Annotated in this window: 18 protein-coding genes; 11 read left to right on the top strand and 7 right to left on the bottom strand. The window is 71.0% G+C overall.

Translation table 11 applies throughout. The features are described 5' to 3' along the window. Positions 1-27: 27 nt before the first annotated feature. A complete protein-coding gene (locus tag ACLF3G_RS07745; RefSeq protein ID WP_430668786.1) occupies positions 28-927 on the bottom strand; it encodes a polysaccharide deacetylase family protein in 900 nt (299 codons plus the stop codon). Between the two features lie 69 nt (positions 928-996). Between ACLF3G_RS07745 and ACLF3G_RS07740 the strand changes: the two genes are divergently transcribed. Genes ACLF3G_RS07740 through ACLF3G_RS07725 form a run of 4 tightly spaced genes read left to right on the top strand, consistent with a single transcriptional unit; the run spans position 997 to position 5,481 of the window. After that, positions 997-2,418: an amidase family protein gene (locus ACLF3G_RS07740; protein WP_430668785.1), complete on the top strand. Its 1,422-nt coding sequence runs from the start codon at positions 997-999 to the stop codon at positions 2,416-2,418. 14 nt (positions 2,419-2,432) lie between these two features. Further along, positions 2,433-3,317: a fumarylacetoacetate hydrolase family protein gene (locus ACLF3G_RS07735; protein WP_430668784.1), complete on the top strand. Its 885-nt coding sequence runs from the start codon at positions 2,433-2,435 to the stop codon at positions 3,315-3,317. Positions 3,318-3,340: 23 nt separating this feature from the next. After that, entirely contained in the window at positions 3,341-4,312 is a 972-nt protein-coding gene (locus ACLF3G_RS07730; RefSeq protein ID WP_430668783.1) for a Bug family tripartite tricarboxylate transporter substrate binding protein, read from the top strand. Between the two features lie 2 nt (positions 4,313-4,314). After that, a complete protein-coding gene (locus tag ACLF3G_RS07725) occupies positions 4,315-5,481 on the top strand; it encodes a M20 family metallopeptidase (RefSeq protein WP_430668782.1) in 1,167 nt (388 codons plus the stop codon). On the opposite strand, the gene ACLF3G_RS07720 is transcribed toward ACLF3G_RS07725, so the two are convergent. Next, positions 5,478-6,053 carry a histidine phosphatase family protein gene (locus ACLF3G_RS07720; protein WP_430668781.1) on the bottom strand — a complete coding sequence of 192 codons (576 nt, stop codon included), beginning with the start codon at positions 6,051-6,053 and terminating at the stop codon, positions 5,478-5,480. The two genes, ACLF3G_RS07725 and ACLF3G_RS07720, sit on opposite strands and share 4 nt — an antisense overlap. Before the next feature lie 65 nt (positions 6,054-6,118). Between ACLF3G_RS07720 and ACLF3G_RS07715 the strand changes: the two genes are divergently transcribed. Together ACLF3G_RS07715 and ACLF3G_RS07710 are read left to right on the top strand one after the other, a co-directional pair. Continuing rightward, positions 6,119-6,493 (top strand): acyl-CoA thioesterase, encoded by a 375-nt coding sequence (locus ACLF3G_RS07715; protein ID WP_430668780.1) that lies wholly within the window; start codon positions 6,119-6,121, stop codon positions 6,491-6,493. After that, a complete protein-coding gene (locus ACLF3G_RS07710; RefSeq protein ID WP_430668779.1) occupies positions 6,490-6,888 on the top strand; it encodes an acyl-CoA thioesterase in 399 nt (132 codons plus the stop codon). The genes ACLF3G_RS07715 and ACLF3G_RS07710 overlap by 4 nt, the downstream gene beginning before the upstream one ends. Positions 6,889-6,892: 4 nt before the next feature. Here ACLF3G_RS07710 and ACLF3G_RS07705 read toward each other — a convergent pair whose 3' ends face one another. Next, a complete protein-coding gene (locus tag ACLF3G_RS07705) occupies positions 6,893-7,855 on the bottom strand; it encodes a Bug family tripartite tricarboxylate transporter substrate binding protein (RefSeq protein WP_430668778.1) in 963 nt (320 codons plus the stop codon). Between the two features lie 219 nt (positions 7,856-8,074). On the opposite strand from ACLF3G_RS07705, the gene ACLF3G_RS07700 reads away from it, so the two are divergent. Next, positions 8,075-8,533 (top strand): hypothetical protein, encoded by a 459-nt coding sequence (locus tag ACLF3G_RS07700; protein WP_430668777.1) that lies wholly within the window; start codon positions 8,075-8,077, stop codon positions 8,531-8,533. Here ACLF3G_RS07700 and denD read toward each other — a convergent pair. Then, entirely contained in the window at positions 8,530-9,516 is a 987-nt protein-coding gene (gene denD / locus ACLF3G_RS07695) for a D-erythronate dehydrogenase (protein ID WP_430668776.1), read from the bottom strand. The genes ACLF3G_RS07700 and denD overlap by 4 nt on opposite strands. Before the next feature lie 102 nt (positions 9,517-9,618). Here denD and ACLF3G_RS07690 point away from each other — a divergent pair, with 102 nt between their 5' ends. From ACLF3G_RS07690 to ACLF3G_RS07680, 3 genes are all read left to right on the top strand, one after another. Further along, entirely contained in the window at positions 9,619-10,788 is a 1,170-nt protein-coding gene (locus tag ACLF3G_RS07690) for a diaminopropionate ammonia-lyase (RefSeq protein ID WP_430668775.1), read from the top strand. Between the two features lie 91 nt (positions 10,789-10,879). Further along, positions 10,880-11,854, top strand: a complete 975-nt coding sequence (locus ACLF3G_RS07685) for a Bug family tripartite tricarboxylate transporter substrate binding protein (protein ID WP_430668774.1) — start codon at positions 10,880-10,882, stop codon at positions 11,852-11,854. Between the two features lie 109 nt (positions 11,855-11,963). After that, a complete protein-coding gene (locus ACLF3G_RS07680; protein WP_430668773.1) occupies positions 11,964-12,965 on the top strand; it encodes a Bug family tripartite tricarboxylate transporter substrate binding protein in 1,002 nt (333 codons plus the stop codon). A gap of 18 nt (positions 12,966-12,983) precedes the next feature. Here ACLF3G_RS07680 and ACLF3G_RS07675 read toward each other — a convergent pair whose 3' ends face one another. Genes ACLF3G_RS07675 through ACLF3G_RS07665 form a run of 3 tightly spaced genes read right to left on the bottom strand, consistent with a single transcriptional unit; the run spans position 12,984 to position 15,166 of the window. Beyond that, entirely contained in the window at positions 12,984-13,451 is a 468-nt protein-coding gene (locus ACLF3G_RS07675) for a GAF domain-containing protein (RefSeq protein WP_430668772.1), read from the bottom strand. A gap of 4 nt (positions 13,452-13,455) precedes the next feature. Beyond that, positions 13,456-14,448 (bottom strand): Bug family tripartite tricarboxylate transporter substrate binding protein, encoded by a 993-nt coding sequence (locus tag ACLF3G_RS07670; RefSeq protein WP_430668771.1) that lies wholly within the window; start codon positions 14,446-14,448, stop codon positions 13,456-13,458. A 22-nt stretch (positions 14,449-14,470) separates the two neighbouring features. After that, complete coding sequence (locus ACLF3G_RS07665) at positions 14,471-15,166, bottom strand: FadR/GntR family transcriptional regulator (RefSeq protein ID WP_430668770.1); 696 nt, start codon at positions 15,164-15,166, stop codon at positions 14,471-14,473. Between the two features lie 99 nt (positions 15,167-15,265). Here ACLF3G_RS07665 and ACLF3G_RS07660 point away from each other — a divergent pair, with 99 nt between their 5' ends. Then, complete coding sequence (locus ACLF3G_RS07660) at positions 15,266-17,047, top strand: gamma-glutamyltransferase family protein (protein ID WP_430668769.1); 1,782 nt, start codon at positions 15,266-15,268, stop codon at positions 17,045-17,047. The last annotated feature ends 72 nt before the right edge of the window (positions 17,048-17,119 follow it).

The following is a 17,119-nucleotide window of genomic DNA, read 5'->3' as shown; positions in this document are numbered from 1 at the left end:
GAGAGGCGCCTTGGCGAAGTGTTGAAGTCAGCCGGCCGGCGCGGCGTTGTCCTTGCACCACTGCGCCGCCTGCGCATGGGTTGCGAACCAGACCCCCTCGCACGTCTTGATCCGCGTCACCAGCCGGTCCAGCAGCGCGATGCGGCTGCGATGGCCGATGACATGCGGGTGCATCGTCAGCAGGAACATGCCGCCCTCGGCATAGGCACCGTCGAATTCTGCCGTGAAGATTTCTTCCACCGCGGAAGGCGGCGTGTAGGGGCGCAGGCCGGAGAAGCGCAGCATGTTGAAATACACGGCGTCGTCGCGGATCCACTCCGGCGGGAGTTCCACGATGCCGGTCGGTTCGCCCTGGTCGAGCAGCTCATAGGCATCGTCATCCGCCATCAGGGAGCTGTCGTACAGCAGCCCCATCTCCCGGATGATCGACAGCGTGTCGACCGAGAAATCCCAGGATGCGGTGCGGATGCCGACCGGGCGCTGGCCGCTGGTCTTCTCCAGCGTGTCCGCCGCGCGCAGCGTCAATTCCCGCTCGACGCCGGGCGGCAGCTTCGTGTTCGCCTCGTGGATCCAGCTATGCACACCGATCTCGTGGCCTTCCTCGGCCACCGCACGAATCTCCTCCGGGTGCAGCAGGGCCGAGACGGCCGGGTAGAAGAAGGTGGCCGGGATGCCGTGCTTCGCCAGCAGGGCGCGAATGCGGGGAATTCCCTGGCGGCTGCCATACTGCCCCTGGCTGATCCGCATCGGGCTTTCATCTGAATCGCGCAGCGGAATCGTCTCATGGTCCGCATCGAAGCTCAGCGTCACGCAGCATTGCGCGCCGCCGGGCCAGGCGGTCGGGCGCAGGCTACGGCCGGCGCGCGCGCGGCCGACGATCTGCCGCCATTCCGGCTCGCTCCATTCCCACGGATTGGCGCTGGTCATGCTGCGGGGTTTCCCTGGCGTTGGTGAGCCGCCATGCTGCGCCCCGATGCCCCGCTCCGGAAGCCCCGCATGACCACCGATCCCGCGCTGATGACAGCCGAACAACTGCTCGGCCTGTATGCCCGCCGCGCGCTGTCGCCGGTCGAGGCGCTGAAGGCGGTGACGGAGCGGGTGGCGCGCTACAACCCCTGGGTGAACGCCTTCGCCGCCATGAACCCGCACGCGCTGCGCCAGGCCGGCGAATCGGAAGCGCGCTGGGCCGCAGGCCGCCCGATGGGAATGCTGGACGGCGTGCCTTGCACGGTGAAGGACCTTCTGAACATCGCCGGCTTCCCGACACGACGCGGCAGCCTGACGACGGACCCGAAGCCGGCGACGGAGGACGCGCCGGCGGTGCTGGGCCTGAAGGCCGCCGGCGCCGTCATCCTCGGCAAGACCACCACCACCGAGTTCGGCTGGAAGACGCCCGGCGACTGTCCGCTGCACGGCGTCACCCGCAATCCCTGGAACCCGCAGCGCACCACCGGCGGCAGTTCCTCCGGCGCCGGCGCGGCGGGGGCGGCTTGCTTCGGGCCGCTGCATATCGGCACCGATGCCGGCGGTTCCATCCGCATCCCTGCAGCCTATTGCGGTCTGGTCGGCGTGAAGCCGAGCTACGGCCGCATCCCGCAATGGCCACACGGCGCCTTCTCCGGCGTCGCCTGCGCCGGGCCGATGACGCGCAGCGTCGGCGATGCGGCGCTGATGTTCTCCGCCATGGCGCGGCACGACCTGCGCGATCCCGTGAGCCTGCCGGATGATCCGCGCGACTGGCGCACAGGGATCGATGACGGTGTCGCCGGCCTGCGCGTCGCCGTGGTGCGCCGCCTCGGCTTCGAGCCGCCGCTGGACGAGGAAGGCGAGGCGGCGCTCCAGGTCGCGGCGAAGCTGCTGGCCGAGCAGGGCGCCATTGTCGAGGAAGCCGATCCGCACTTGCCGGATACGCGCGCGATCTTCTCCCGCGTCTGGGGAGTCGCGATCGCCCGCATCTGGAATGGCGCGAGCGAGGCCGGGCGTGCGCAGCTCGATGCCGGGATCGACGAGGTGGCGCGCCGGATGGGCGACATGACGGCGGCGGATTTTCTTGGTGCCGACATGCTGCGCGTGGAATGCGGCCACGCCATGGCCCGCTTCCACCAGCGCTACGACCTGATCCTGACCGCCGCCACGCCGACCGCGGCCTTCGACGCCGATGCCCCCACCATCAAGCCGGTGGAGGCCCTGTGGCGCGACTGGGCGCCTTGGACCTTCGCCTTCAACCTGACCCGCCAGCCGGCTATCGCCGTGCCGATCGGCCTGGACGAGGGCGGCATGCCGCGCGGCGTTCAGGTGGCCGCCGCGCTGTACCGCGACGACCTGGCGTTCCGCGCTGCCCGCGCGCTGGAACGGGCCGCCAGCCTGCCCCTGGCCAACCCGGAGGAAACCGGGCAGATGCGCGCCAAGCTCAACTGAGGGATTTCTGCGCCATGCGCCTCGTCACCTTCACGCGCCACGGAAAACTGCAACAGGAACTCGGCGCGCTGGATGCCTCCGGCGCCGTACTGGACCTCGGCGCGGCGGAACCCTTGCTGCGCGGGCAAAGCATGCTGGACCTGGCAGGCGCCTCGTCCGCCCTGCTGGCCAAGGCGCGCGCTGCTGCGGCGAAGGCCCCGGTGGTGCCGGACGCGAAACTCTGCGCGCCGATCCCGCGCACACCGAAGAACATCTTCTGCGTCGGCAAGAACTATCACGAGCACGCCAAGGAGTTCGCCGGGTCGGGCTTCGATGGTGGCGCGAAGGACGTGGTGCCGCCGTTTCCCGTGGTGTTCAGCAAGCCGCACACCAGCATCATCGCCAATGGCGAGCCAATCCTGGGCCACCTCGATCCGACCGGCGGCCTGGACTACGAGGGTGAACTCGGCGTCGTCATCGGCGCCGGCGGCCGCGGCATCGCCAAGGCGGACGCGCTGCGCCACGTCTTCGGCTACACCATCATCAACGACGTCACCGCGCGCCACCTGCAGAAGCGCCACAGCCAGTGGATCCTGGGCAAGGGCCTCGACAGCTTCTGCCCCATGGGCCCGGCCATCCTGACGGCGGACGAGGCACCGGACCCGACCAAGCTTCTGGTCACCACCTGGGTGAACGGCGAACAGCGCCAGCACGCGCCCGTCGCCGACCTGATCTTCGACATCCCGACCCTGATCGAGGCGATCAGCGCCGCCATCACGCTGGAGCCGGGCGACATCATCGCGACCGGCACGCCCGCCGGCGTCGGCATCGGCTTCAACCCGCCGGTCTTCCTGAAGTCCGGCGACGTGGTGCGCATCGAGATCACCGGCATCGGCGTGCTGGAGAATCCGGTCGCCTGACCGAACCAAGGGAGGAAACATCAATGAACCGTCGCACCCTGCTCGGCGCCGCCGCCGCGCTACCCTTTGCCGGTCAAGCTCGCGCGCAGTCGGATTTCCCGCAGCGCCCGCTGAACATGGTCGTGGCCTTCCCGCCCGGAGGACAGGCGGACCTTGCGGCACGGCCGACCGCCGCGGCGATGGAGAAGATCCTCGGCCAGGCGGTGGTGGTGCAGAACCGCGGTGGCGCCGCGGGCGCCATCGGCAACGCCTTCGTCGCGCGCAGCCCGGCCGATGGCTACACGCTGCTGATGGCGCTGTCCTCGCTCGCCGTGATCCCGGAGGCGGAGAAGCTGTTCGGCCGCACGCCGCCCTACACGGTGGACCAGTTCGCGCCGATCGCCCTGGTCAACGCGGACCCCACCATGCTCGCCGTGCCGGCCAGCGCGCCGTGGCAGACGATGGAGGAGTTCATCGCCGCGGCGAAGGCGCGCCCGGGTGACATTCCCTACGGCTCCTCCGGCACCTACGGCACGCTGCATGTCGCGATGGAGATGCTCTCCGCCGCGGCCGGCTTCAGGGCGCTGCATGTGCCCTTCAGCGGCGCCGGGCCCGCCATCACCGCATTGCTCGGCGGCCAGGTGCAGGCGCTGGCCTCCGCGCCCGGTACGCTGACGCAGCATGTGCGGTCCGGCCGGGTGCGCGTCCTGGGCTGCTGGGGCAAGGACCGCGTGGCGGCCTTCCCGGACGTGCCCACCTTCATGGAAAAGGGCTTCCGGGACGTCGAGTTCTACATCTGGGCCGGCCTGTTCGCGCCGGCCGCGACGCCGGCACCCGTGATGACGAAGCTGCGTGACGCGGTGCGCCAGGCGGTGCAGGACCCGGCGCTGGTCAATGCCTTCACCGCGGCCGGTGCGCCCGTGGCGTATCTCGACGCGCCGGAATTCGCGAAGTTCTTCGAAGAAGACAGCGCGCGGCTGCTGCGCGCCGTCGCCCGCATCGGAAAGGTTGAATAGCAATGAAGTCGGAGGTCATCGACTGGCTGGCGACGCAGCAGGGCGCCATGCTCGAGACGCTGCGGGAGATGGTGGACACCGACGGCGGCAGCTACGACAAGGAAGGCGTCGACAAGGTCGGCGCCCAGGTCGCGCGCTTCATGACGCAGCACGGCATCCCCGTGGAGACCCTGCCGCAGCAGAAGCACGGCGACTGCATCCGCGCCACGGTGGAGGGCGGGCAGGCGACACGCGGCGGCAATGCGCGGGAGAACATCCTGCTGATGGGGCATCGGGACACGGTGTTCCCGAAGGGCGAGCCGACGCGCCGGCCCTTCACCATCGAAGGCACCCGCGCCTTCGGCCCCGGCGTCGCCGACATGAAGGCGGGGCTGGTGATGAACATGTTCGTCCTGGCCGGCTTCCAGAAATTCGGCGGCGCGCCCGGCCCGCTGGTGGCGCTGTTCACGGGCGATGAGGAAATCGGCTCGCCGGAGGGCCGGCCGGTGATCGAGGCGGAGGCCAAGGCGGCGCGCGTAGTATTTAATTCCGAACCCGGCCGCCCCAATGGCGGCATCGTCACCGGCCGCAAGGGCGGCGTGTTCATGGCCTTCGACGTGGAGGGCAAGGCGGCGCATTCCGGCGGCAACTTCGAGGCCGGCATCAGCGCCATCGGTGAACTGGCCGCCAAGGTCACCGCCATCCACGCGCTGACCGACCTGGCGCGCGGCATCACCCTGAATGTCGGACTGATTTCCGGCGGGCAGAGCGTCAACACCGTAGCGCCCTGGGCGCAGGGCCAGATCGACCTGCGCTATGTCGAACCGCCGGACCGCGAGGAGGTGATGGCGAAGATCCACGCCATCATCGAGAAATCCTTCGTCCCCGGCACGCGCAGCACCCTGACGATCCGCGGCGAGTTCCGGCCGCTGACACAATCCCCCGAATCGGCCCGGCTGTTCGCCAGCTATCGGGAAGCCGCGAAGGCCTCCGGCTTCGATCCGTCCGGCGAATTCTCCGGCGGCTGCGCCGACAGCGGCTTCACCGCGGCGATGGGCGCGCCGACGCTGTGCGCGGTGGGTCCGGTCGGCGGCAAGGCCCACACGCCGGAGGAATATCTGGAGATCGAGAGCCTGGTGCCGCGGGCGCAGGCCATGGCGCGCGCCATCCTGGCGCTCGGCCCGGCTTAATCCTCGATCCTGCGCCAGCCGTGCAGCAAGGCACGGCTGGCGCGGTCGAAGGTGAAGAGGTTGCCGCCGCCCTCGCCGGGCTGATCCTCCGCCCGGCTGATCGGTACGCGCTTCAGGTGGCACAGCAGCAGCGCGCCGACGCCGCCATGCGCGACGACCGCGACGTTACCCGGCGGCGCCTGCGCCAGCACCGCCTCCACAGCGGCCACGATCCGCGCCTGCGCGTCCACGGCACGCTCCCAGCCGCGCACGCTGTGCCCGGGCCGGGCGAAGAATTCATCCGCCGTTGCCTCGAATTCCTCGCGCACCAGATAGCCCGTGGCGCTGCGGTCATTCTCGCCGAGCGCCGCCACCTGCGTGAAGCCGAGGTCGAGATGCGCGGCCAGGATCGCTGCCATGTCGGTCGCCTTGCGCTCCGTGCTGCTGAACACGGCGCCGATCCCGGCGACCCTGGGTCGCGCCAGCATCGCCCGCGTCCGGGCCAGGCCACGCGCCGACAGGGGCCAGTCCGGCACCGGAACGGACGGGTCGATCGCGACCTCCGGATGCGTGATGAAGTGGACTTCCGCCATGGTGCCCGCGAAACTAGGTCCACCATTCCTACAAGGACGAAAGCGTGTCGCGAAGCCCTGACAGGATGCCCCCGGCCGATGCGCCGAAGCTGCGCACCATCGCCATGCCCGCCGATGCCAATCCCTCCGGCGACATCTTCGGCGGCTGGCTGATGGGCCTGATGGACCTGGCCGCCGGCAATGCCGCCGGGCGCCGCGCCCGGGGCCGGGTCGCGACCATCGCAGTGGAAGGCATGAAATTCCACATGCCGGTGCTGGTCGGCGACGAAGTCAGCATCTTCGCCGAGGTCATCTCGGTCGGCCGCACCTCCATGCGCATCGATGTCGAGGCCTGGCGCCGCGAGCGGTCGGAGGAGCAGATGTGCCTGGTGACGGAGGGCGTCTTCACCTTCATCGCCATCGACGAACACCGAAAGCCGCGCCCGGTGCCCACACAATGATCCGGCACCACGTCATCCGCTGGTCCGAATGCGATGCCTACGGCCACGTCAACCACGCCGCCTACCTGACCCTGTTCGAGGATCTGCGCGTCTCGCACTGGCAGGACCTGACCGGGGCAAAGCTCGCGGCGACCACGCCCGGCCCGGTCGTGGCGCAGATCGAGGCGCGCTACCTGCGCGGCGTCGGCTTCAACGAGGCTGTCACGCTGACCTGCCGCACCGTCTCCTTCCGCCGCACGTCCTACATCCAGGAATATGCGCTGCTGCGGGACGGTGTCGAATGCTGCACCGCGCGCGCCGTCTGCGTCGTCACGCGCCAGGAGAGCGGCGAGAAGGTGCCGCTGACCCCGGAATGGCGCGCTGCACTGGAAGCGCAGGGCGCCGTGGCGGAGTAGGCGTTCAGCCCCGCCAGGGCCGCCGCTGCCACAGCCCCTGCAGCGTCGCGTGGTCCGCCCGCATCATGGCGCGGTAGTCCTGACCCACCAGCGGCCGCAGCGGCAGGCCGGTGCGCTCGGCGTCGGCGAGCAGGGCCGGGTCGGCCAGCGCATCGCGGAACGCGGCTTCCAGCGCCAGGCGGATTTCATCCGGCAGGCCAGGCGGCGCGCCGATGCCGCGGGCGGATCCGCCGAGCACGTCGTAGCCCTGTTCCTTGAAGGTCGGCACCTCCCCGGTCGGGGCCCAGCGCTGCGGGCCGCCCTGCGCCAGGCAGCGGATGCGGCCCTCCTTCAGCAGGGTCACGCCCTCGCTCATGTTGAAGCTGCCGATCTTCAGGCTGCCGCCCAGCACGTCCCGCTGCACCGGCGCGGTGCCGTTGTAGGGCACGTGGAGCAGCCGCACGCCGGCCGCTTCCTCGAAGCCGAGTTGCAGCAGGTGGTCGTCGGAGCCGATGCCGGCGGTGCCGACGCCGATGCCTTCCGGGTCGCGCCTCGCGGCTTCCTTCAGATCGTCAAGCGTGCGCCAGGGGCTGTCGGCGCGCACCCAGAAGCCACCCGGGTCATCCACCACATTGGCAATGTAGGTGAACTCCTCCGGCTTGTAGCGCGGCGTGCGCTCCACCGCGATCGCGTGCATCGCCGTGTTGGTCAGGGCGCCAAGCGTGTAGCCATCCGGCGCCGCGTTGAACAACGCCTCGAAGCCGATCTGCCCGGCGGCACCGGCGCGGTTGACGATGGCGAAGCGCGCGCCGCGCAGCCGGGGCGTCACGAAGTGCACGATGGGGCGCACCATGTTGTCCACGCCGCCGCCGGGCGGGAAGGGGACGATGACCTCGATGGCGCGGTCGGCGGGCCAGGCGGCCTTCGCGACGCGCGGTGCGGCCAGCGTGGCTACGGCGGCACCCAGCAGGATGCGGCGGGTGGTCATGACGGGTCCCTCCCAGGACGATTTAGGGCAGCATGACGCCCGCCGTGGATCGGCGCAAGTGGTTGATGTGGAAGAAGAAATCGTTCCATCAGGCGGAACGCCGGTGATGCCGCCCGCCACCCATCAATGAAGGATTTACCAATCGGCGTGACAGACTGGGCGTCTTGGCCAAGTGCCGAGCGTCGGCCGCATCATGGCAGCAACGCAGGAGAAACCCCGATGCCGCGCCGATCCGCCACCCTTTTCGTGCTGCTGGCCCTGGCCATCTCAGGCCCCGCTGCCGCAGCCACGCCCTTCGCCTGTCGCATCGGGCCAAGGGCCGATGACAGCTTCCTGCTCGCTGAGCGCTTCGAGATGGCGGTGCGGCCGGAGGCCAGGCGCACGGAATACCGGCTGCTGGTGCAGAACCCGCACCCCTATCCCGCCGCCGTGCTCACCGGCATCGAGTTGTACGGCCTGGTCCAATCGCCGGCGGAGCCGGTGCTGGTGCCGCCGGGCGGGCAGGCCAGCGTCCTGATCGGCTGGTTCCCGCACGACATGTCCGCCGGCCGCCGCGCGCCCCCGATGATCGAGGAGGTGCGCGCCGGCATGACCATCCCGTTCTGCGAGGTGCTGGCGCCGGATCATGGCCAGGTGGCGATGCCCATGGCCGGACGACGGGCGCCACGGCTGGGCTAGCCTGCCTCGCGGTCCCGGCGGGTCGCCTCCAGATCGTCGGCGATGAAGGCGCGTACGATTTCGACCAGGGGTTCGGAGCGGGTGAAGCCGAGGCCTGGGGCGCGGGTGGCAGCGAAGGCGGCCGGCCAGCCGGCGACGATCGCCTCGACCTCCGCATCCGGCACGCGGCGGGCGAGCGCCCGGGCCTCCGGCCCCGCCACCTCCTCCAGCGCCCGCAGCATCTCGGCGATGCTGGCCGAAAGCCCGGGCGGGTTGATGCCGCGGTCGCGGCCGAGCGTCGCGCTGTCCAGTGCAGCGGCGTGCGCCAGCCACTCCACGGCGCGGCGGGGAGAGCAGATCCAGACCCGGAAATCCTCCGCCACCGGATACTGCGCCGGCAGGCCCAGCAGCGGCTCGCGCACCACGGCGGAGACGAAGGAGCTGGCGGCGCGGTTCGGTCGGCCAGGGCGCACCATCACCGTCGGCAGGCGGATCGACACCGCATCGAGAAAGCCGCGCCGCGTCGCATCCGCCAGCAGCAGCTCGCCGATCGCCTTCTGCGCGCCGTAGCTGTTGGTCGGCATCTGCCGCCCGTCGTCCGGCACCATCGCGTCCTGCCCGCCATCGAAGGAGGCGACGGAGGAGGTGAACACCACGCGGGGCGGCGCGGGCAGGGCACGGCAGGCTGCGATGACGGCCTGCGTGCCGGCGATGTTGACCCGGATGCCGAGGTCGTAATCCGCTTCCGCGGCCGCGCTGACCACGGCGGCCAGGTGCACCACCAGGCCGGTGCCGGGCGGAATCGCCTCGGCCAGGGTCGCCGCATCGGCCACGTCGCCGGCCAGGCAACGCACCGGGAAGGGCGCCTCCAGCGGGGCCGGCTGGTGCAGGTCGAACAGGGTCAGGGCCGAGATCGGCCGCCCGCCGACCGCGCCATCGGCCGCGAAACGCGCCGCCAGCCGCCGGCCGAGAAACCCGCCGCCGCCCAGGATCGTGACCTGCATGCCCCATGTCCTCCACTTCGCGGCGGCAATCTGCCTGCCTGGCGGTTGCGCGCCAAGCCGCGCCGATTGCCGCCGGACAGCCGCCGCGCCAATCTCCGTCGCATGATCCCTGAACGCCCCTTCCGCATGATGCTGAACCGCCGCCACGGCACGCCCGGCGTGGTGGTGCTGCCCGAGGGAGGCTTCCGCCGCGCCCGCGCTGAAATCACCAGTTGGCCCGGCTACGCGCCGACACCCCTGGTGCCGCTGCCGGAGGTCGCCCTCGCCGGCCGAGTGGCGGAGGTGCAGTGGAAGGATGAGGCCGAACGCTTCGGCCTCGGCAGTTTCAAGGCGCTCGGCGGCGCCTATGCGGTGGCGCGGCTGCTGGTCGGCGAACTCGCGCGCCGCGGCGTCGCCAATGCCGTCACCACGGAGGAACTGGCGCAGGGCGCTCATCGGGATGCCGCCCGCGCCATCACCGTCACCTGCGCCACCGATGGCAACCATGGCCGCTCCGTCGCCAGGGGCGCACAGCGGTTCGGCGCGCGCTGCGTCATCTTCGTGCACGAAACGGTCAGCCAAGGCCGCCGCGACGCCATCGCGAAATACGGCGCCGAAATCCGCGTCGTGCCCGGCACCTATGACGACGCGGTGCGGGAGGCTGCGCGCACCGCGGAGGCGGAGAACTGGTTCGTCGTCTCCGACACCTCCTACGAGGGCTACACGGAAATCCCGCGCGACGTCATGCAGGGCTACCGCCTGATGGCGGAGGAGGCGGCGGAACAATTGCAAGGCCGCGCGCCCACCCACGCCTTCATCCAGGCCGGGGTCGGCGGCGTTGCCGCTGCCGTCGCCATCCAGCTTCGCGCCAGCTTCGGGCCGGATGTGAAGGTGGTGGTGGTGGAGCCCGAGAAGGCCGCCTGCCTGCTGGCCAGCGCCGAGGCCGGGGAGGCGGTTTCCGTGCCCGGCGAGCTGGATACGCTGATGGCCGGCCTGGCCTGCGGCGAGCCAAGCCTGCTGGCATGGCAGGAGCTGGAGCGCAGCGCCTACGCCTTCATCTCCGTGCCGGACGAGAGCGCGGTCGACGTGATGCGCCTGCTGGCTCGCCGCTCGCCGAAGCTGGTGGCGGGCGAAAGCGCCACCGCCGGCCTCGCCGCGTTGCTGCTGGTGGCGGCCGAGCCGATGTCGCGCGCCATGCTGGGGCTGGACGCGCAGAGCCGGGTGCTGCTGTTCGGGACGGAGGGAGCAACGGACGCGGACCTCTACGCGGAGTTGGTAGACAAACCGGATTGACGTCGCATTGTTGCGTTGCAACACGGGAACCCCGGACAGCCTGCCGCGCTGGCCAGGAAGGCACCTTCCCGATTGCAACGGAGACTTCCGCATGAACCGTCGCCAACTTCTCGGCGCAACGGCCGCCGCCCTTGCCGCCCCCCTCGCACGGCCCGCCCTGGCGCAGGCCAACTGGCCGTCCCAGCCCATCCGCATGGTGGTGCCCTTCGCCGCTGGCGGCCCGACCGACATCCCCGCCCGCCTGTTCGCGGAGGAACTGGGCCGGGTGCTGCCGCAGCGCATCGTCGTGGAAAACCGCACCGGCGCCGGCGTGGTGGTCGGCACCGATGTCGTCGCCAAGGCGAATGACAACCACACCTTCCTCTACACCACCGTGGCGCATGCCTCGCTCCGCGCGCTGTTCCCGCGCCTGCCCTTCGACCCGGTGGCGGACTTCGTGCCGGTGGCGCTGGTGGGTGTCATCCCCATGCTGATCACCGTCGGCAAGGATGTGCGGGCGACCAATCTGAGGGAGTTGCAGGCGGCGCTGAAGGCCGATCCGGGTGGCATGACCTATGCCTCCTCCGGCAACGGCGGCGCGCTGCATCTGGCGACGGAGCTGATGCTGCGCAGCATGGAGGCCCGCGCCCTGCATGTGCCCTACCGCGGCACCGCGGCCGCCATGCCGGACGTGCTGAACGGCACGATCCCAATCATCGTGGATGTCTCCACCAGCGCGCTGCCCTACGCACAGCGCGGCGAAACCCGCGCCCTGGCCGTGATGGACAACACCCGCCTGCCTCAGCTGCCCGACGTGCCGACTACGGCCGAGGCCGGCTTCCCGGGTCTGGAGGCCTATACCTGGCACATGGTGATGGCGCCGCGGAACACGCCGGCGCAGGTGGTGCAGACGGTGAACCGCGCCTTCATGCAGGTGGCGGCCCAGGCTTCCGTGCAGCAGCGCCTGTCCGACCTCGCCATGCGGCTGGTCACTGACAGCACGCCGGACTCCGCCGCCGCCTGGCTGCGGGAGGAAACGGCGAAGTGGACCGGCCTGATCCAGGAAGCCAACATCCGGATCAACTGAGCCAAGGGGCCGGCGTCCGCCTCCGAGGTTGACGCCGGCCCTCGCTCTCCCAACACTGGTCCCATCCAGGAACGTAACGGGCCGCCAAGGCCCGGGGGAGAGCATCATCATGACCAACCCGCCCTTCAGCCGCCGCACCCTTCTCGCTGCCGGCACCGGCTTGCTCGCGGCACCCGGCCTGATGCTGCGTCCTGCCGCGGCGCAGGGCGTATGGCCGACCCAGCCGGTGCGCATGGTCGTGCCCTTCGCCGCTGGCGGCCCCACGGACGTGCCGGCCCGCCTGGTGGCGGAGGAGATGTCGAAGGCGCTGCCGAACCGGGTAGTGGTGGAAAACCGCACCGGCTCGGGCGTCGTCATCGGCACGGACACCGTGGCGAAGGGGCCGCAGGATGGCTCCATGCTGCTGTACACGACGGTCGCGCATTCGGTGACGCGGGCGATGTTCCCAAGCCTGCCCTTCGACCCGATCGCCGACTTCACGCCGATCGCGCTGGTCGGCCAGGTGCCGGTGATCCTGCTGGTGAACCCGAACTTCCCGGCGCAGAACCTGCAGCAGTTCATCGCCGAGTTGCGCGCCAACCCCGGCAAGTACGACTACGCCTCCTCCGGCCAGGGCGGCGCGGTGCACCTGGCGACGGAGCTGTTCCTGCACGCCGCCGGCGGGCTGAAGGCGAACCACGTGCCCTATCGCGGTTCCTCCGCCGCGCTGCCGGATGTGCTGTCGGGCCGCGTGCCGATGATCTTCGACATCGCCGCCTCCGCGCTGCCCTATGTGCGGTCCGGGCAGTTGCGGGCGCTCGGCATCAGCACCAAGACGCGCTCCAGCCTGGCGCCGCAGATCCCGACCATGATCGAGCAGGGCGTTGCCGGCTACGAGGCCTACACCTGGCACATGGTGATGGCGCGCAGCGGCACGCCGGCGCCGGTGATCCAGGCGGTGAACCGTGCGGTGAACGCCGCGGTGAACCTGCCACATGTGAAGGAACGCCTGACCGGCTTCGCCATGCAGGTGGTCACCGACAGCACCCCGGACTCCGCCGCCGCCTACCTGCGCAGCGAGATCGCGGTGTGGGAGCCGCTGGTGCGCGCGGCCGGCATCACGGGCGGCTGAGCCGGCTGCCGGGCCGGGTCATTCGACCCAGTCCGGCGCCACCAGCAATCCGAGCAACTCGGCCAGCGCCCGCCGTTCCGGGTCCACGACCGGCTCCGGCCACAGCAGGTTCAGCGTGCCGACGCAGCCGCCGCGCAGCAGCACCGGCACGTTGACGACGCTGCGCAGGCCGAGGCTCAGGATCAGCGCGTGGTCATCGAAATGCTGGCGGATGGCGTTTTCGCCCTCGCCGACGAAGACCTCGCGCTCCAGCAGCACGATCCGACCCCATGGCGTGTCGCGCTTCGGCTTCGCGCCGCCCACGGGGTAGGCGCCAGGATTGGAACTGAACAGCCGCCGCACCGTCATCGCCGCCGCATCGAAGCGCATGGCGGTGCAGAGGCCCGGCCCGGTCGCCTGCCGCGCCACTTCCGCCGCCGCATGCAGCAGCGGCAGCGGGCCGTTCTCCCGCGCCGCCGCCGCGAAACGGGCGGTCAGCGCCGCCACCGGATCAGGCACTGGTCATGCCGATGTTCAACTCGCGGATCACCCGGCTCCACTTCGCCGCATCTGCCGCGAGCACGCGGCCGAACTCCGCCGGCGTCTGGTTCACCACCTCGACGCCGATCGCGGCCATGCGGTCGCGCACCTCCGGCTGCATCAGTGCCTTGTTGATCTCGCCGTTGATCTGCGTGACCAACTCGGCCGGCATGCCCTTCGGGCCGAGCGCGCCGTACCACACCGCCATCTCGTAGCCGGGCAGCGATTCCGCCACCGTCGGCACCTCCGGCAGCAGGGTGGAACGCCGACCCTCGGTCACCGCCAGCAGCTTCAGGCGGCCGTCGCGGACATGCGGCAGGGTCTGGGTGCCGGCGCTGAAGAACAGCTGCGTCTGGCCGCCCACCGTGTCCTGCACCGCCGGCGCGCCGCCGCGATAGGGCACGTGCACCATCTCGATTCCCGCCATGCGCGCGAACATCTCCGCGCACAGATGGTTGGTGGAACCGGGGCCGGCGGAGGCATAGGCGATCTTGCCGGGGTTCGCCTTGGCATAGGCAATGAACTCCGGGACCGTGTTCGCCGGCACGCCGGGGTGGATCACCATGGTGTTCAGCACGAAGGCGAGTAGCGCGATCGGCGTGAAGTCGTCGACGCCGTGGAACGGCATGTTGTTGAACAGCGCGTCGTTCATCGCATGCGTGCTCATCGAGCCGAACAGCAGCGTGTAGCCATCCGGCCGCGCCCGCGCCACCGCGTTGGAGCCGATGTTGCCTGAGGCGCCGGAGCGGTTCTCGACCACGAAGGGCTGGCCGGTGGCGCGGCGCAGCGGCTCCGCGACCACGCGGGCCAGGATGTCCGTGGTTCCGCCGGCGGCCCAGGGCACCGTGATGGTCACCGGCCGGCTCGGATAGCGGTCCTGCGCCCGCGCGGCGGGGATGCCGAGGGAGGCGGCCACGGCGGCGGTCAGGGCCGTGCGGCGGGTGGTGGTGAAGCGCTCGGTCATGGAGTGGATCCTTATGCGGGAATCAGGCGGCGTGGCGCGGGGCGGCGGTGCGGCCGCCGGCATCGGCGCTGGTGGCCTGGATCGCCTGGTGGACGGTCTGCAGATGGTCCCACATCGCCCGGTGCGCGGCGGCGGCGTCGCGGTCGGCGATAGCTGCCGCGATGGCCAGGTGTTGCGCGGTGGAGTGCTGGCGCAGCGCGGCCGTGGCGACCAGGCTGCGCAGCCGGCCCCATTCGGTGCCGGCGCGGCAGGCCTCCAACTGCTCGAAGCACTGGCGCAGCAGTGGATTGTGGCAGGCGAAGGCGATCGCGCGATGGAAGGCGGCGTCCCAGCGGCCCCAGCTTTCCTGGTCATGCGTCTCAGCACCGCGCCGGGCACAGCGGCGGATCGCCTCGGTGTCCGTGGGCGAGGCCTTGATGGCGGCGAGCCCCGCCAGCGCCGGCTCCAGCGTTCGCCGCGCCTCCATCACCGCCTGCGGATCGGCGCCGCCGGCGCGGAGGCTGGCGGCGGGCGCCTCGCCAAGCCAGGTGCCCTGGCCGACGCCGCGCCACAGCCGACCTTCCAGTTCCAGCGCCTGGAGTGCATTCCGCAGGGCACGGCGGCTGAGGCCGAGCCTGGGGGCCAGATCGCGCTCCGGCGGCACCCGGTCGCCGTCCCGCAAGCCCTCCGCCCGCAGGTAGTCCTCCAGCCTGGCGCGTGCCGCGCTATCCGTCTCCATGGGACCAGACTAGTATTGGTACGCGCCGCTGTGAAGCATGTAACGCCTGTGGTGCTCAATGTGTGGAACCAATGTAGAATTGGTTCGGTAGGGAGCGCCATGTTCACCACCCGCCCGGAACTGCGCGGCACCTTTGGTGCCATCGCCACCACCCACTGGATCGCCAGTGCCGTCGGAATGTCCGTGCTGGAGCGGGGCGGCAATGCCTTCGATGCCGCCGCCGCCGCAGGCTTCGTGCTGCAGGTGGTGGAGCCGCATCTGAACGGGCCCGGGGGCGAGGTGCCCATCATCCTGAAGCGGCCGGACCAGGACCTCCCCCTGGTGATCTGCGGCCAGGGCCCGATGCCGATGGCGGCCACGCCGGAACGCTTCGCCGCTCTCGGCCTGGCGCAGGTGCCGGGCACCGGGCTGCTGCCCTCCGTCGTGCCGGGCGCCTTCGACGCCTGGATGCTGCTGCTGCGCGACCATGGCACCTGGACCCCGCGGGCCGTGCTGGAGGCCGCCATCGGCTATGCCGAGAACGGCTTCCCCGTGCTGCCCCGCGTCGCCGCCAGCATTCTGCCGGCGCGCGAGTTCTTCCCGGCCGAATGGCCCAGTTCGGCGGAAATCTGGCTGCCGGGCGGGGAGGTGCCGCGGCCGCGCGCCCTGCTGCGCACCCCCGGCCTCGCCGCCACCTACCGCCGCATCCTCGCCGAGGCAGAGGCCGCCGGCGCCAACCGGGAGGCGCAGATCGAGGCGGCGCGCGGCGCCTTCTACCGCGGCTTCGTGGCGGAGGCGGTGGACCGCTTCTATCGCACGGCGGAACTCATGGATTCCTCCGGTCGCCGCCATGGCGGGCTGCTCACCGGCGACGACATGGCCCGCTACGCCGCCCGCACGGAAGCCACCACCAGCCGCGACTACCACGGGCTCACCGTGCACAAGACCGGCCCCTGGGGCCAGGGCCCGGTGCTGTTGCAGGCGCTGGCGCTGCTGGAGGGTTTCGACCTGGCCGCCATGGACCCGGCGGGCGAGCGCTTCGTGCACACCATCGTCGAGTGCATGAAGCTGGCCTATGCGGACCGGGAGGTGTTCTACGGCGACCCGGATGCGGTGGATGTGCCGCTCGATGTCCTGCTCTCCGACGCCTACGCCGCGACGCGGCGTCGCCTGGTGAGCGATGAGGCCAGCCTTGACCTGATTCCAGGTGACCTGCCCGGCGCCATGGCGCGGATGGCGGAGGTGATGGCGATGTCGGGGGCGGAAACTCCGATCGGCCTCGGCCATGGCGAGCCGACCTTCGCGCCGCTGCCGGTGGAATGGGGCGACACCGTGCATCTCGACGTGGTGGACCGCTGGGGCAACATGGTCTCCGCCACGCCCTCCGGCGGCTGGCTGCAAAGCTCCCCGGCCGTGCCGGGGCTGGGCTTCTCGATCTCGACGCGCGGGCAGATGTGCTGGCTCGCCCCGGGGCATCCCAGCACGCTGCGCCCGGGGATGCGCCCGCGCACCACGCTGACGCCGACCCTGGTGACCCGCGACGGCGAGGGCTACCTGGCCATGGGCACGCCGGGTGGCGACCAGCAGGACCAGTGGACGCTGGCCGTGCTGCTGCGCCATTTGCATCACGGGATGGACCTGCAGGCCGCGATCGACCAGCCGCTGTTCACCAGCCGCCATTTCCCGCAATCCTTCTACCCGCGCATCGCCGAGCCAGGCCGCCTGCTGGTGGAGGAGCGCTTCGGGCCGGAGGTGATCGGCGCGCTGCAACGCCGTGGCCACCTGGTGAAGGTGGAAGGGCCCTGGTCGCTCGGCCGCGTCTGCGCCACCGGGCGCCGCGACGGGCAGGTGCTGGCGGCCGCCACGCCGCGGCTGATGCAGGCCTATGCCATCGCCCGATGAATGGTGGGGCTTTCTTCCTGCCCACCGTAACCATCTGCGTCCAGCCGGCGAACGACGCCGGAGGAGTGCCGC

Source organism: Falsiroseomonas sp. HC035, assembly GCF_050563525.1.
In the GTDB taxonomy this organism is placed as follows: Bacteria; Pseudomonadota; Alphaproteobacteria; order Acetobacterales; family Acetobacteraceae; genus Falsiroseomonas.
Note: the sequence above shows the minus strand (reverse complement) of the source record. Positions and strands in the feature narration are given on the sequence as shown.

Bases quoted from the DNA above. Each gene is read 5' to 3' on its own strand.
- ACLF3G_RS07680 (WP_430668773.1), top strand. From the start codon at position 11,964: ATGACCAACCCGCCCTTCAGCCGCCGCACCCTTCTCGCTGCCGGCACC.
- ACLF3G_RS07670 (WP_430668771.1), bottom strand. From the start codon at position 14,448: ATGACCGAGCGCTTCACCACCACCCGCCGCACGGCCCTGACCGCCGCC.
- denD (WP_430668776.1), bottom strand. From the start codon at position 9,516: ATGCAGGTCACGATCCTGGGCGGCGGCGGGTTTCTCGGCCGGCGGCTG.
- ACLF3G_RS07690 (WP_430668775.1), top strand. From the start codon at position 9,619: ATGATCCCTGAACGCCCCTTCCGCATGATGCTGAACCGCCGCCACGGC.
- ACLF3G_RS07715 (WP_430668780.1), top strand. From the start codon at position 6,119: ATGCCCCCGGCCGATGCGCCGAAGCTGCGCACCATCGCCATGCCCGCC.
- ACLF3G_RS07740 (WP_430668785.1), top strand. From the start codon at position 997: ATGACCACCGATCCCGCGCTGATGACAGCCGAACAACTGCTCGGCCTG.
- ACLF3G_RS07725 (WP_430668782.1), top strand. From the start codon at position 4,315: ATGAAGTCGGAGGTCATCGACTGGCTGGCGACGCAGCAGGGCGCCATG.
- ACLF3G_RS07730 (WP_430668783.1), top strand. From the start codon at position 3,341: ATGAACCGTCGCACCCTGCTCGGCGCCGCCGCCGCGCTACCCTTTGCC.
- ACLF3G_RS07710 (WP_430668779.1), top strand. From the start codon at position 6,490: ATGATCCGGCACCACGTCATCCGCTGGTCCGAATGCGATGCCTACGGC.
- ACLF3G_RS07685 (WP_430668774.1), top strand. From the start codon at position 10,880: ATGAACCGTCGCCAACTTCTCGGCGCAACGGCCGCCGCCCTTGCCGCC.
- ACLF3G_RS07745 (WP_430668786.1), bottom strand. From the start codon at position 927: ATGACCAGCGCCAATCCGTGGGAATGGAGCGAGCCGGAATGGCGGCAG.
- ACLF3G_RS07705 (WP_430668778.1), bottom strand. From the start codon at position 7,855: ATGACCACCCGCCGCATCCTGCTGGGTGCCGCCGTAGCCACGCTGGCC.
- ACLF3G_RS07735 (WP_430668784.1), top strand. From the start codon at position 2,433: ATGCGCCTCGTCACCTTCACGCGCCACGGAAAACTGCAACAGGAACTC.
- ACLF3G_RS07720 (WP_430668781.1), bottom strand. From the start codon at position 6,053: ATGGCGGAAGTCCACTTCATCACGCATCCGGAGGTCGCGATCGACCCG.
- ACLF3G_RS07660 (WP_430668769.1), top strand. From the start codon at position 15,266: ATGTTCACCACCCGCCCGGAACTGCGCGGCACCTTTGGTGCCATCGCC.
- ACLF3G_RS07665 (WP_430668770.1), bottom strand. From the start codon at position 15,166: ATGGAGACGGATAGCGCGGCACGCGCCAGGCTGGAGGACTACCTGCGG.
- ACLF3G_RS07700 (WP_430668777.1), top strand. From the start codon at position 8,075: ATGCCGCGCCGATCCGCCACCCTTTTCGTGCTGCTGGCCCTGGCCATC.